The organism is Stenotrophomonas maltophilia group sp. msm1 (assembly GCF_032025805.1).
In the GTDB taxonomy this organism is placed as follows: Bacteria; Pseudomonadota; Gammaproteobacteria; order Xanthomonadales; family Xanthomonadaceae; genus Stenotrophomonas; species Stenotrophomonas hibiscicola.
The window spans coordinates 870,531-883,063 of sequence record NZ_JAVSKH010000002.1; the positions used below are offsets into that span (position 1 = coordinate 870,531).

General features: G+C 65.4%; 10 protein-coding genes and 7 tRNA genes. 7 read left to right on the plus strand and 10 right to left on the minus strand.

Annotated features, from left to right (window positions below):
* The first annotated feature begins 392 nt into the window (after positions 1-392).
* Positions 393-2,219, plus strand: coding sequence for a methyl-accepting chemotaxis protein (locus ROV95_RS11670; protein WP_312544490.1), 1,827 nt, complete (start codon positions 393-395; stop codon positions 2,217-2,219).
* On the opposite strand, the gene ROV95_RS11675 is transcribed toward ROV95_RS11670, so the two are convergent.
* Together ROV95_RS11675 and ROV95_RS11680 are read right to left on the minus strand one after the other, a co-directional pair.
* A complete protein-coding gene (locus ROV95_RS11675; RefSeq protein WP_312544492.1) occupies positions 2,216-3,652 on the minus strand; it encodes a GGDEF domain-containing protein in 1,437 nt (478 codons plus the stop codon). The genes ROV95_RS11670 and ROV95_RS11675 overlap by 4 nt on opposite strands.
* 384 nt (positions 3,653-4,036) lie before the next feature.
* Positions 4,037-4,122 (minus strand) — tRNA-Leu (locus tag ROV95_RS11680).
* Positions 4,123-4,254: 132 nt separating this feature from the next.
* Between ROV95_RS11680 and ROV95_RS11685 the strand changes: the two genes are divergently transcribed.
* Positions 4,255-4,635, plus strand: a complete 381-nt coding sequence (locus tag ROV95_RS11685; RefSeq protein WP_021204524.1) for a response regulator — start codon at positions 4,255-4,257, stop codon at positions 4,633-4,635.
* A 10-nt stretch (positions 4,636-4,645) separates the two neighbouring features.
* Here ROV95_RS11685 and ROV95_RS11690 read toward each other — a convergent pair whose 3' ends face one another.
* Positions 4,646-5,602 (minus strand): SOS response-associated peptidase family protein, encoded by a 957-nt coding sequence (locus ROV95_RS11690; protein ID WP_019660251.1) that lies wholly within the window; start codon positions 5,600-5,602, stop codon positions 4,646-4,648.
* Positions 5,603-5,679: 77 nt separating this feature from the next.
* Here ROV95_RS11690 and ROV95_RS11695 point away from each other — a divergent pair, with 77 nt between their 5' ends.
* A complete protein-coding gene (locus ROV95_RS11695) occupies positions 5,680-6,096 on the plus strand; it encodes a GNAT family N-acetyltransferase (protein ID WP_019660250.1) in 417 nt (138 codons plus the stop codon).
* An 82-nt stretch (positions 6,097-6,178) separates the two neighbouring features.
* Here the strand turns inward: ROV95_RS11695 and ROV95_RS11700 are convergent.
* The 7 genes from ROV95_RS11700 to ROV95_RS11730 all read right to left on the minus strand — a co-directional run bounded on the left by ROV95_RS11700 (position 6,179) and on the right by ROV95_RS11730 (position 7,525).
* Positions 6,179-6,254 (minus strand) — tRNA-Glu (locus tag ROV95_RS11700).
* Between the two features lie 47 nt (positions 6,255-6,301).
* Positions 6,302-6,377, minus strand: a tRNA-Ala gene (locus tag ROV95_RS11705).
* A 46-nt stretch (positions 6,378-6,423) separates the two neighbouring features.
* A tRNA-Glu gene (locus ROV95_RS11710) sits at positions 6,424-6,499 on the minus strand.
* 48 nt (positions 6,500-6,547) lie between these two features.
* A tRNA-Ala gene (locus ROV95_RS11715) sits at positions 6,548-6,623 on the minus strand.
* A gap of 193 nt (positions 6,624-6,816) precedes the next feature.
* A tRNA-Glu gene (locus tag ROV95_RS11720) sits at positions 6,817-6,892 on the minus strand.
* Positions 6,893-6,946: 54 nt separating this feature from the next.
* Positions 6,947-7,022: transfer RNA gene (locus tag ROV95_RS11725), tRNA-Ala, on the minus strand.
* An 89-nt stretch (positions 7,023-7,111) separates the two neighbouring features.
* Complete coding sequence (locus tag ROV95_RS11730) at positions 7,112-7,525, minus strand: heavy metal-responsive transcriptional regulator (RefSeq protein WP_019660249.1); 414 nt, start codon at positions 7,523-7,525, stop codon at positions 7,112-7,114.
* 183 nt (positions 7,526-7,708) lie between these two features.
* On the opposite strand from ROV95_RS11730, the gene ROV95_RS11735 reads away from it, so the two are divergent.
* The 4 genes from ROV95_RS11735 to ROV95_RS11750 all read left to right on the plus strand — a co-directional run bounded on the left by ROV95_RS11735 (position 7,709) and on the right by ROV95_RS11750 (position 12,495).
* Entirely contained in the window at positions 7,709-8,776 is a 1,068-nt protein-coding gene (locus ROV95_RS11735; protein ID WP_019660248.1) for a helix-turn-helix domain-containing protein, read from the plus strand.
* A gap of 80 nt (positions 8,777-8,856) precedes the next feature.
* On the plus strand, positions 8,857-9,660 hold the full coding sequence (locus ROV95_RS11740) for a TlpA disulfide reductase family protein (protein WP_312544495.1): 804 nt from the start codon (positions 8,857-8,859) through the stop codon (positions 9,658-9,660).
* Between the two features lie 30 nt (positions 9,661-9,690).
* Entirely contained in the window at positions 9,691-10,533 is an 843-nt protein-coding gene (gene dsbG / locus ROV95_RS11745) for a thiol:disulfide interchange protein DsbG (RefSeq protein WP_134730743.1), read from the plus strand.
* A gap of 513 nt (positions 10,534-11,046) precedes the next feature.
* Positions 11,047-12,495 carry a DcaP family trimeric outer membrane transporter gene (locus ROV95_RS11750; RefSeq protein WP_312544496.1) on the plus strand — a complete coding sequence of 483 codons (1,449 nt, stop codon included), beginning with the start codon at positions 11,047-11,049 and terminating at the stop codon, positions 12,493-12,495.
* The last annotated feature ends 38 nt before the right edge of the window (positions 12,496-12,533 follow it).

Here is a 12,533-nt window from a genome sequence, read left to right on the forward strand (position 1 = left end):
GGTCCAGCCGTTCATTGGCCCAATGCCTTGGTGTGAGGGCGGGGACACGTGAGAAAGGTGTGAAGTACACGGCAATTGTCCACCGCATTCCGCCTGTAATGGACGGAGTTGCGACGGACGTCGCGGAATGCCGCTAAAGCGGCCGACGGCATCGCCGATACTCCCTCTGGATCCCGCTCCAGTTACCCGCCGCAGGACCCCAGACTGCCCCCGATGGGCGGTCCGCGCAGTGTGTTCCGCCGCTTCCAGATGCCGATCGCAGCCGCAGCAGACGTTCTTGGCAGTCGCTCGAGAGGTGCCGGTTGGCACCTGTAGTCCCTGGCAACTGATGTTGCCGCCGGGCATCCCGCCCGTCGGGTCACAACCGCTTACCGGACACCGAGGATCAGACAATGCTCATTCCAGGCTTCACGGCGGGCGCGCAGGCGCCGGCCGAGCTGCATACCCGTTGGTCGCCGTGGCGTGCGCTGCTTGGCGTACTGGCGCCACAGCAACGCACCCGCACAGAGAAGGCGGTGACCGACCGGACCGAGCTGGAAGCGCAGGTGGCCGCGCTGCATCGCGTGCAGGCCGTCATCGAGTTCGCGCTCGACGGAACCATCCTGCAGGCCAATGACAATTTCCTGCAGGCGATGGGGTACCGGCTGGAGGAGATCCAGGGCGGGCATCATTCCCTGTTCGTCGACCCCGAGCAGGCGCGCAGCGCCGAGTACCGCGACTTCTGGGCGCGCTTGGGGCGCGGCGAATACGACGCCGGGCAGTACCGCCGGTTCGGCAAGGGCCAGCGCGAGATCTGGATCCAGGCCTCGTACAACCCGGTGCTGGATCGGCAGGGGCGGCCCTACAAGGTGGTCAAGTTCGCGACCGACATCACCCAGCAGAAGCTGCAGGCGGCCGACTCGGCGGGGCAACTTGCGGCGATCGCCAAGTCTCAGGCGGTGATCGAGTTCAGCATGGATGGCCGCATCCTGTCGGCCAATGACAAATTCCTGGCGGTGACCGGCTACAGCCTGGACGAGGTGCGCGGGCAGCACCATTCGTTGTTTGTCGAGCCCGGGCATCGCAGCAGCGTGGAATATCGCCAGTTCTGGGAGAAACTTGGGCGCGGCGAATATGATGCGGGCCAGTATCGGCGCCTGGGCAAGGACGGGCGCGAGGTCTGGATCCAGGCTTCCTACAACCCCATCCTGGACCTCAACGGAAAGCCGTTCAAGGTCGTGAAGTATGCCGCCGACATCACCGCGCAGGTGCACGAGAACCAGGCCATGCAGCGCGCCGTGGCGCAGACCCGAGAGGTGGTGGCTGCCGCCAAGCTGGGTGACCTGACCCAGCGCGTAGCCACCGCCGACAAGAGCGGGCCGATTGCCGAGTTGTGCGAAGGCGTGAATTCGCTGGTCGAGGCGATGGCCGCGATCATCGGCCAGATCAAGTTCGCGGCCGACACCATCGCCGTGGGTGCGACTGAAATCGCGCAGGGCAACAGCGACCTGTCGCAGCGCACCGAGCAGCAGGCGGCCTCGCTGGAGGAGACTGCGGTGTCGATGAAGGGTCTTGCCGAGACGGTGCAGCGCACCGCAACCAATGCCCGCCAGGCCAGCCAGCTGGCCGGTGGGGCAGCCGATGTCGCCGCGCGGGGCGGCAATGTGGTGCATGAGGTGGTCGAGACGATGGCGGCGATCAATGCCTCATCGCGGCGCATCGTCGACATCATCGGGGTGATCGACGGCATCGCCTTCCAGACCAACATTCTTGCGCTGAACGCAGCGGTGGAGGCCGCGCGCGCCGGTGAACATGGTCGTGGCTTCGCCGTGGTTGCCACCGAGATCCGTGAGCTGTCGCAGCGTTCGGCCAGCGCAGCCAAGGAGATCAAGCACCTGATCGATGCGTCGGTGGCCAATGTCGGCGCCGGTACCGCGCAGGTCGAGAGCGCGGGCCGCACCATGGATGAGATTGTGACAAACGTGCGCCGGGTCAGTGACCTGATGAGCGAAATCAGCACGGCCGCGCAGCAGCAGAGCGACGATATCCAGCAGATGAACCAGGCCGTCGATCTGATTGACCAGGGCACCCAGCAGAATGCCGCGTTGGTCGAGGAGGCATCGGCGGCGGCACGCAGCATGGAAGAACAGTCGGCGCAGCTGCTGCAGACCGTGGCCAGCTTCCGCGTGCAGGGCGCGGCAGGGCAGCGGCAGGGAGCGGCGGCGCTGCACGCCGTCTAGGCCCGGCGGTTGCATCTGTCTTCCGTAGTATCTGCGTCGCCATATACGCGGTTGCGCCCGGCGCGTTTGGCCCGATACAGGGCCTGGTCGGCGCGTTCGACCAGGTCGCGCGGATCGTGCTCTTCGCCCGGTGCCTGCCACGCCACGCCGACGCTGATGGTGACGGTGGCCTCGGGGGCGGGCAGGGCAGCCGCTTCGACCGAAGCGCGGACCCGCTCGCCCAGGGCCATGGCGTGGGCGGCATCGGGCGAGGGCAGGGCAGCGATGAACTCCTCGCCGCCATAGCGGGCCAGCAGATCGTCACCCCGTTGCAGGCAGCCATCAAGAATGGCGGCGACCGACTGCAGGCGCTGATCTCCTTCCGGGTGGCCATAGGTGTCATTGAGGCGCTTGAAGTGGTCGATATCGATCATGAGAACGGCCAGGCCCAGACCTTGGCGCCGCGCGCGGCGGTGGGCCGCGCCAAGCGATTCATCGAAGCTGCGTCGGTTGTCCAGGCCGGTCAGTGGATCACGCCGTGCCAGTTTTTCCAGCTCGTCGCGCTGGCGCTGGATCTCCACCTGGCTCAGCACGCTGCGCAGGGCATAGCCGAGCAGGGAGCCGATGAAGCCGACCGTGGCCAGGGTCGGCTGCAGGCGCGCGACCAGAAGCGCCACCAGCATCAGCAGCAATGGCAGCATCAATGGTACGCCGGCATCGATGATGCGCCGCAGGCTGCGGGATACCTCCACTGTCGGGTAGCGACGATGGCTGCCCGCCAGGGTGGCCAGCAGCACGAACAGTCCACTGATCAGCAGGTCGCCCCAACTGCCGTCGGGCACCTGCGGCTGATAGGTATTGATGTAGAAGGCCAGCAGGAAGTAGCCCAGCGCGTAGATCGTCAGCGTCCGGAAAAAATCGCGGCGGTCCGGATCGTCCTCGGCCAGGAAACGGATCAGTGCGAAGCAGAACACCAGGCTGTTCTGCATGCTGCTCATGGTGTTCAGGCACTGCGTCCACAATGCGGCGTTGAAGTGCGCCATCGCCCGCGTGTGCCCGTAGTACAACAGCCACAGCAACGCGATGATCAGCAGGTCCACCGCGCGGATGCAACGGTTGCCGCCTCCCGGGCTGGCGGCAACGTAGGTCAGGGGGATGCGGTAGAACACGTACAGGATCAGCGAAGACACGGCCGTCTGCGCGGGATCCAGGCCCGTCACATTGCGGTACAGCAGGGCCAGCAGGGCCAGCGAGAACAGGCCCACGGCCGCGCCCAGCGTCCGCCATTTGCAGGCGGCCTGGTGGCTGTCACGTGCACGCCGCACGCAGGCCAGTGCAGCCAGCAGCGGTGCGGTGATCAGCATCAGGTAGGAGCCGACCGGGTCCTGCGGGCCGATAAAGGCAATGACGAGCGCGTGCGTAACCAGAAAAAACAGCGCCGCACGCAACGTCATGCATTCCCCCACCCCCAGCTCCGGCTGGGATCACGATAGGCAGAAGCACGTGAGGCTTGCAAGAAAAGTGTGCGCTGTGTCTATTTAAATACTTGCCGGAAGTCGCAGTTGCGTTCCTCTGTGTTGGCGCGGAGCCTGTGCCGCGGGCGTTCATCCAGAAGGCACGGGTGTCCCCACGCGGTCGAGGGTGCAGCCGCGCTTGGCCACGCCCGGCAGTGAGAAGCAGCGCGACCAGGGCGTCGTGTCATCCGCGTGAGGTGGACGCAGCCGTGCGGTCGGGATCTCGGGGAGCGAGGGCAGGGCGGGCGTTGGCATCGATCCCAGTTCCGGCGCCCGGCACTGGAAATGCAGAAGGCCAGGTCAGGGACCTGGCCTTTGATGCAGTGGTGCCGGTGAAAGGACTCGAACCTTCATGGGGTTACCCCCGGCTGATTTTGAGTCAGCTGCGTATACCATTCCGCCACACCGGCAGGCAGCGTGCGAGTGTAACCGAGGTCGGCAGGGCTTTCATAGAGGCAAGGCCAATCGGGGCGCTTCCTGTCGGCATCGGCTCTGTGGTGGCTATACTGCGCCGGCTTGAATGCCTCCAGGAGCGGTGCCGGATGACAGTGTTGCAGGACCTGAGGGTGCTGGTGGTCGAGAACGACGAGATGAGCGCAGCCTTGCTGCAGATGCAGCTGGTGCATGCCGGCGCGACCGTGGTCGGGTTGGCGGCGAGCGTGGCTGAAGCATTGCGCATGCTGGAAGACTCGGCCCCGGATGTGGCCCTGCTGGACTATCGCCTGGCCCGCAATGAGACCAGCGAGCCAGTGGCGGCAGCACTGTCGGCGCGCGGCGTACCATTCGTGCTCGCCACCGGAATGCTGGCTGAGCAGCTGCCCGAGTCGATGCTGGCCGGAGTACTGCTGGTCAAGCCGTATCTGTCGGCGGATCTGACCAGGGCGCTGGCCCGTGCGGTGGGTCGTTCCAGCGCAACGGCGTGAGAACGGCGCTTCAGCCGGCCTCCTCGTACACGTAGCGGATGTCCTCGCGGTCGTCGAGGACGCGGTACTGCCCGGCCAGGTTGTCCGGATCGGGATTGAGCCACGCATCCAGATGCTCCCTGCGGATCGGTATCACCCCGCGATCGTGACCTGCGGCGGCGACATCGCGTGGCGGGGTGTCGGTGATCGTGGCGAACGAGAGCAGGCGGCCTTCCGGTCCCTCCCATTCGGCCCAAAGGCAGGCCAGCAGCAGGTCACGTGGCGGATCGGGGCGGAACTCGAGCACCACGTCCTGTTCCTTCTCGTCGGCACCCAGCATCCGGCCGGCGATGGCATGGCGTGGGACGTGCTCATAGAACGCCTGCACCACCACGACGCCGTGGCGCAGGCCAAACGCACCGCGCCAATAGCCTTCCAGGCTGTCGCGCCTGGCGTTGTAGGTGCCGGGGTACAGGACATCGTTGCGCGCCGTCTTGTCCGGCAGCCGGCATTGGTAGCGCATCGGCTTGATCACGCGTTTGCCGCCATCGCTGACCATGACCGGTGCATAGGTGCCGGGAAAGATGCGGTTGTCGCGTGGCAGCAGCTGCACCCGGTGCAGGTCTTCCAGTCGGGCTTGCGCGCGGCCGATGCGGTTGCCGGCCACGCGCAGGTCGTTGCGGGCTTTCTGGGTGGGGCGGGTCGCCAGCGTGGCATTGGCGATATCGCGTCGCTCGCGCTGGCGGGCCAGTTCCGCTTCCAGTTGCTGCCGTTCCTGCGCATGCCACTGCTGGATTTTCGCGACGATATCGCGGCCCTGCTCGGTGCGCGCGCCGGCAAAGCCGTCGTCCATGGCCTTCGGGGTCTTCGGTCGCTTCTTGCCGGGATCGTGCGCGTACAGCTCGGCGAACTCTTCCAGCGACAGGATGGCGCCGAATTCGCGCACCAGCTTGGCGTAGTCGGCGCGGATCAGGGCGGAGTAGCACATGGGAACTCTGCGGGCGTGGGTCGCAGCGGCTGCGACATGGATAAGGCAGGATAGCCCGACCTACAGGGAGATAGCGCATGAATGATTCCGTCGCCTGCCAGTTCCGCGACGCCGTGCCCACGGTTGAAGACTATTGCCAGCTGCGTGTACTGGCGGGCCTCAGTGCCAAGAGCCAGGAGGCGGCGGCACGCGCGCTGCCCAATACCCTGTATGGCGTGTGTGCCTACCAGGGCAACGAGCTGGTGGCGATGGGACGCATCGTCGGCGATGGCGGCTGCCACCTGCAGGTCTGCGATATCGCCGTGTTGCCGCGCCTGCAGGGGCAGGGCCTGGGCAAGGAGGTGATGCGTCGCCTGGATGGTTGGATGCAGGCCAACCTGCCGCCATCGGCATATGTCAGCCTTCTGGCAGATGGCGAAGCGCACCGTTTGTACGCGCGGTTTGGTTTCGCTCCCACCGCGCCTGCATCGATCGGGATGTACCGGCGGTTCTGAAGGCGGGTGGCGGTGTGGACAGGGCCTTCCCAGGAATCACAGGCAAAGAAAAACCCCGACCAGGGTCGGGGTTTTCAAGAATTGGCGTCCCCACGGGGATTCGAACCCCGGTCGCCACCGTGAAAGGGTGATGTCCTAGGCCTCTAGACGATGGGGACGCACGAAAACTTCAAGTTGTAGATGCTTCGACGGCCTAATGTCGAAGTGGTGGAGCCAAGCGGGATCGAACCGCTGACCTCCTGCATGCCATGCAGGCGCTCTCCCAGCTGAGCTATGGCCCCATTGAAACCGCGGATGATCTGCCGGGAGCAGAGTCCGTTTTGAAACTGGCGTCCCCACGGGGATTCGAACCCCGGTCGCCACCGTGAAAGGGTGATGTCCTAGGCCTCTAGACGATGGGGACGCACGAAAACTTCAAGTTGTAGAACCTTCGACGGCCTAATGTCGAAAGTGGTGGAGCCAAGCGGGATCGAACCGCTGACCTCCTGCATGCCATGCAGGCGCTCTCCCAGCTGAGCTATGGCCCCGTGTTGCCGAGCCGCCTATCATACCTGCGTGTTCACCTTTGTGGAAGCTTTTTTCGAGCTTTTTTCGAGCTTTTTTCGTTTTGGTTCAACCGGCCACGGGGGCAGGGGAACCGCTACGCCACAACCTGAATGCCGGTAGGCGGTGAACAAAAAAGACCCGGTTATCGGCCGGGTCCTCATTGTTCGTGATGAGTGGCGTCCCCACGGGGATTCGAACCCCGGTCGCCACCGTGAAAGGGTGATGTCCTAGGCCTCTAGACGATGGGGACGCAATTCTCATCAATGTTCTTTAGCGACCTTTCGACGGCCTAATGCCGAAAGATTGGTGGAGCCAAGCGGGATCGAACCGCTGACCTCCTGCATGCCATGCAGGCGCTCTCCCAGCTGAGCTATGGCCCCACGTCGCTGAGGAGCGAAATAATAGCCTCGCCCCAGGGGGTTGGCAAGCATTTGTTGCACTTTTCTTCACGCGCGTTGCGACGCCGATATCAGTCCGCTGTCGCCTGCGCAGCGTCGTCGGTCAGCGCCGCCAGGATTGGGCACTGGTCCAGTGTGCCGTGGCCGGGGCAGGCGTCGACCAGCTGCGAAAGTGCGGTGTGCATGCGTTGCAGCTCCGTCATTCGCTGTGAGATGTCCTGCAGGCGTGCCTGCGCGGTATCGCGCACGCTGGCCATGTCCTGTGAGTGGTGATCGCTCAGTGCGAGCAGATCGCCGATCTCTTCCAGGCTGAAGCCCAGTGCCTTGGCGCGGCGGATGAATCGCAGCCGGCGCAGGTCCTGCTCGCCGAAGATGCGGTAACCGCCCGCCGAGCGGGCAGCGGTCGGCAGCAGCTGCTGCCGTTCGTAGTAGCGCACCGTATCGATCGGCACGCCCGCCTGGCGGGCCAGTTGTCCAATGTTCATGGCGGATTCCTGCGGATGCTCCGGTCATTTTGAAGGATGGAGTCTGGTCGAGAGTCAAGGCTGGGTCCGGGTGCGCGCATTCAGGGCACTTTGCAACTTTCTTCATAGCCCCGCCGCTGGCCCAGTTCCTACCCTTCGCCTGAACCGGCCGTTCGATGGCCTGCAACGAAGCGAGGAGGGGCTGTGGAAGGATTCAGGAACGAAGGATTCGTCGAGATCGCGGTGGTCGAGTACCCCGGAGGTGATCCGTCCGCCGCCTCCGTTCTGGCCGAAATGGCGCACGTTGCCAATCGCCTGGCCCAGCAGCAGCGTCGGCCGTTCAAGCGGGTGCTGGTCACCCGCTGGATCGTGCCGGCCAGCCAGACCGGTGTGCATCGTATTGCCGGTGCGGAAATGCTTGATGCGGCCATTCCGGCCGTGATTGCGGTTCCCGGCCAGATCAGTGCCGGCGCGTGCCTGCGCGCGGACGAGGTCCTGCTGGACTGGCTGCGCGCACACTACGACGGCGGCAGCCTGCTGGCCGCTGCCAGTGATGGCGTCAGCGTGCTCGCACGGGCAGGGTTGCTGGCGGGACGCACGGTCAGTGGCCCCGATCTGGGGCGCCATCCAGGCCTGCTGGCGCAGGCAGCGAGCTGGGTGCCGAGCGAGCGGGCACTGGTGGATGACGGCGACCTGCTGACGGTCGGTGGGGTCCAGGCCTGGCGCTTCCTGGGGCTGCGCCTGCTGTACCGGCTGCATGGGCAGGGCGTGGCCAGCGCGGTCGCGCAGCAACTGGGCATCACCGTGCCCGCCACGATCCAGCAGGATCTTGAACGCTTCAGTGCCAACTTCGCACATGGCGATCGTGATGTGTTGAAGGCGCAGCGCTGGCTGCACACCACGGCCGCACGCGGCGCCACGCTTGCCGCGATCTGCGAGGTTTCCGGGCTGGAGCCGCGCACGCTGCAGCGGCGGTTCCTCAAGGCCACCGGCCTGCGGCCGATCGAATACTGCCAACGGCTGCGCATCGCCAAGGCCCAGACCCTGTTGCAGCAGGGAGCAGGCATCGACGAGGTGGCCTGGGGCGTCGGCTACGCTGACCAGAGTGCTTTCCGCAGGTTGTTTCTACGCATCGTGGGCATGACGCCAGCCAACTATCGGCGTCACGTCAACAGCAAGCGCCGCGAGCGGCCGTTGATGCCATCGGTGGCGGGCAGCCTGCGTGGGCTGCAATCGCCGTCGGTGATGCAACACGGGCGAAGCGCGGCCTGACGGCGCCAACATCGTCGCGCTTGCAACCGGGGCGCGACACTTCGACCATGCAGTCAGTGGACGATTGAACAGGTGGTTTGATGTCGAGCGTTGGGCCGGTGCCGATGCCGGTGGTGTTGATTCTCGCGTGCGTTTTGCTGGCGATGGCTGTGGCTCGCCTGTGGTCACGCAGGAAGGACGGCATGCCGCTGCCTTCTGCACCCAGCATGGTTCTGGACATGTTGCTGGTCGGCCTGCTGTGCGGCCGCATCAGTTTCGTAGCCTTGAACTTCACGCTGTACCGCGAGGCGCCGTGGGGCGTTCTGCAGATTGCCGATGGCGGTTATCACCTGGTGATCGTCCTGGTTGCGGGATTGGCATGGGGGCTGTGGCGACTACGCCCGTGGCGGGCGTTACGCATGCCCGTGCTGGGCGCGTCGTTGGCAGGGGTGCTGCTGTGGGCGGGTGGCAGCCAATTGCTGTCCGCATGGCAGGCGCGGCAGATGCCCCTGCCAGCAGTGCAGGTTGCTGACCTGGAGGGGGGCAGGGTTGATCTGCAGCAGTTCCGTGGCAAGCCACTGGTGTTGAACCTCTGGGCCAGCTGGTGTGGTCCCTGTCGACGCGAGATGCCGGTATTGGCAGCCGCGCAGGAGGCGCATGCGGAGGTGCAGTTCGTGTTCCTCAATCAGGGTGAAACCCTCGACGAGGTCCGGGGTTTTGTTACGCGCGAACGCCTTGTGCCGGACAACGTATTGCTGGACGGCGACGCTGCGGCTTCTACGGCGCTGGGCGTGCAGGCCTATCCCTCGACCCTGTTCTTCGACGCGGAAGGGCGCCTGCGAGAGCTGCACCTCGGCGAACTGACGGCAGCCGGTCTTGAACACAAACTGCGTCGGCTGCGGTAGCCTGCGCGGGCATCTCACTACGGAGTTCCCATGTTGTCGACTTCCCTGCGCGCCGCCCCCGCGGTGCTGTTGCTGCCGGTCCTGCTGGCATTGGCCGCCTGCAGCCAGGCACAGACGCCGCCGGGCAAGAGCGCTGCGCCACCGGCCGCGAGCGCCGCAGCTGCTGCCAACAAGGGCGACCGCCCTGCGGTGCTGAAGGGCATCGAGAAGCACGGTTTCGAGGTCGTTGCCGAGTTCGATGCCCCCGAAGGCCTGCGGGGCTTCGCTGGCGTGGTCGGTGGCCAGCAGCCGGCGGCGGCCTATGTCACTGCCGATGGCAAGCACGTACTGGTCGGCAGTCTGTTCGACGCGGAAGGCAATGATGTAGCCGCAGAGGCGGTTGAGAAGCTGGTCGCCTCGCCGATGTCCGCCAGGATGTGGAGCAAGCTGGAAGCCAGCGCGTGGGTGCCTGACGGCAAGGCCGATGCGCCACGCGTGGTCTACACCTTCAGCGATGCCAATTGCCCTTACTGCCACAAATTCTGGGAGGCGGCGCGTCCGTGGGTGGATGCAGGCAAGGTACAACTGCGCCACATCATGGTCGGCGTCATCCGTGAGGACAGTCCGGCCAAGGCGGCAGCGATCCTCTCCGCGCGTGACCCGAGCGCGGCCCTGCTTCAGAACGAGCACCAGTTCGACCGTGGCGGCATCAAGGCCCTGCCGAGCATCAGCCGCGACATCGCGGGCAAGCTCGACGCCAACCAGGTGCTGATGGTCGAGATGGGGTTCCAGGGCACGCCGGGTATCCTGTTCCAGGATGCGCAGGGCCAGGTGCAGCGCCGCGCCGGTCTGCCGCAGGGGGATGACCTGCAGACGGTGCTCGGCCCGCGCTGATCTGAGCCTGCATCATGATGTCGACCACAGGCCCGCATGGTGACGTGCGGGCCTGTTGCGTTCCAAGCCCCAGGCGAACACAACTGCTTGCGCATGGGCTGTTCGTCGTCACGGCTGAATCGTGACTGAGATCAAACATCACGCCTTGATTCCAATCAAGGCCAAAAACGACAGGCGGACTAGCCTGTGACGCATGGAATACAGCGTCAACGCGCCATGGATGCCGCGCCGCAGCTGCCCGGATGCGGGCAGGTCGGCACAGCCATTCACGACACTCTCACTCCCTGATTGTTACCCAGACTGCTGCGGTCGCCATCTCTCTGGCTGCGCGGCCTTGATGGAAGCGACATGGATAGAGGCAGGGCAGTGTCATTGTCCTGTTGTCTGCCGCGTGCAGGCTGACTGGTGTCGTCGACGCAGTACCCGCATTTCCAGCAACGGCAACGCGAGGCCAGGGCGGCGCATGCGTGCGCTCCGGAACCGTGATGCGAGTGTTCGTCCGGGGAGGATGCAATGCGTATGGCGGTACTGAATCTGGCATGTCTCGGGGCACTGGCGGTCATGCCGGCGTACGCGCAACAGGGTGATGCGCAGGATGCGCAGGCATTGCGGCGTGAGATTGCCGCCATGCGCCAGGCGCTGGAAGGCATGCAGCAACGGTTGGATCGGCTGGAGCAGCGGGATCATGCGCCTGTGCAGGCGCAGCCGCAGGCACAGGCGAAGCCCGGAGCGTTATCTTTCGCCCCCACAGCGGCCACGACGGGGGTGATCCATCCCACCCAGGTGCCGGGTGTCGCCCAGCCCGTATTGCCACAACGCGATTCGGTCGCCGATCCATCCACGGCGGCATCGCGTCCGGACAGTGCCGCGGGCCCGACCGATCCCGATCTGAAGGGGTTTTTTGCCATTCCCGGCACTGATACGGTGATCCGCATCGGCGGCTATGCCAAGTTGGATGCCATCGCGGATTCCCGCGCAGCCGGTGACGAGGACCAGTTCATTCCTTCGTCGATGCCGGTCGGTGGCAGCCACCGTGACGTGTCCAACTTCAACATCCACGCCAAGCAGACCCGCTTCAGTTTCGAGGCGCGGCGCCCGACCACGCACGGCAACCTCCGCTTTTACCTGGAAAACGACTTCTTCGGCAGCAGCGATGGCTACGAATTCCGGCTGCGTCACGCCTATGGCCAGCTCGGCAACACCTATGCCGGCTATGGCTATTCCAGTTTCATGGATCCGGACAGCCTGCCCGACACGCTGGATTTCGCTGGTCCAGGCGGCGCGGGCTATCTGCTGGTGGCCGGCATCCACCACAGCTTTGCGCTGGGCAAGGGCAACACCCTGACCGTCGCCGCCGAAGATCCGAAGACCGAACTTGCCGGTGCCAGCGAAGAGCGCGCTGCAGTGAACCGTCTGCCGGACGTGACCGTCACTGCGCGCATGGAACGAGACTGGGGCCACCTGCAACTGGGCGCAGTGGCACGCAGCCTGGCATACGACGGTGACAACGAGCGCGACCGGCGCATGGCTGGCGGCGTGCAGTTGAGCGGCTCGGCGTCGGTGGGCGAGCGCGACCTGCTGTTGTTCGGTGCGCTGGGAGGGCGCGGTCTCAGCCGCTATACCGCCGACCTGACCGGCTCCGGGCTGGACGCGGTGGTCGGTGCCGATGGCCGCCTCGACGCGTTGGACCTGCACGGCGGTTTCGTCGGCTATACCCACTACTGGTCCGAGCTGTGGCGATCGAACCTGATCTTCGGCCAGCTGACCCTGGAGCGGAATGCCGCACTGGCGGCCGATGCCTTCCGGCAGAGCCGGTACGGCGTATTCAACCTGATCTGGAGCCCCGCGCCGTCGTGGACGATGGGCATGGAGCTGCTGTACGGCCGCCTGGAACAGCAGAGCGGCGCACGCGGCGACACGGTCCGGGTGCAGGGCAGCCTGCAATACAACTTCATCAAATAGGCGCCAGCGGTCGTAAGCCAGCGCAACCGTCCCCACGC

Excerpts from the sequence above, each read along its gene's own strand:
- ROV95_RS11670 (WP_312544490.1), top strand. The coding sequence starts at position 393 with ATGCTCATTCCAGGCTTCACGGCGGGCGCGCAGGCGCCGGCCGAGCTG.
- ROV95_RS11675 (WP_312544492.1), bottom strand. The coding sequence starts at position 3,652 with ATGACGTTGCGTGCGGCGCTGTTTTTTCTGGTTACGCACGCGCTCGTC.
- ROV95_RS11685 (WP_021204524.1), top strand. The coding sequence starts at position 4,255 with ATGACAGTGTTGCAGGACCTGAGGGTGCTGGTGGTCGAGAACGACGAG.
- ROV95_RS11690 (WP_019660251.1), bottom strand. The coding sequence starts at position 5,602 with ATGTGCTACTCCGCCCTGATCCGCGCCGACTACGCCAAGCTGGTGCGC.
- ROV95_RS11695 (WP_019660250.1), top strand. The coding sequence starts at position 5,680 with ATGAATGATTCCGTCGCCTGCCAGTTCCGCGACGCCGTGCCCACGGTT.
- ROV95_RS11730 (WP_019660249.1), bottom strand. The coding sequence starts at position 7,525 with ATGAACATTGGACAACTGGCCCGCCAGGCGGGCGTGCCGATCGATACG.
- ROV95_RS11740 (WP_312544495.1), top strand. The coding sequence starts at position 8,857 with ATGTCGAGCGTTGGGCCGGTGCCGATGCCGGTGGTGTTGATTCTCGCG.
- dsbG (WP_134730743.1), top strand. The coding sequence starts at position 9,691 with ATGTTGTCGACTTCCCTGCGCGCCGCCCCCGCGGTGCTGTTGCTGCCG.
- ROV95_RS11750 (WP_312544496.1), top strand. The coding sequence starts at position 11,047 with ATGCGTATGGCGGTACTGAATCTGGCATGTCTCGGGGCACTGGCGGTC.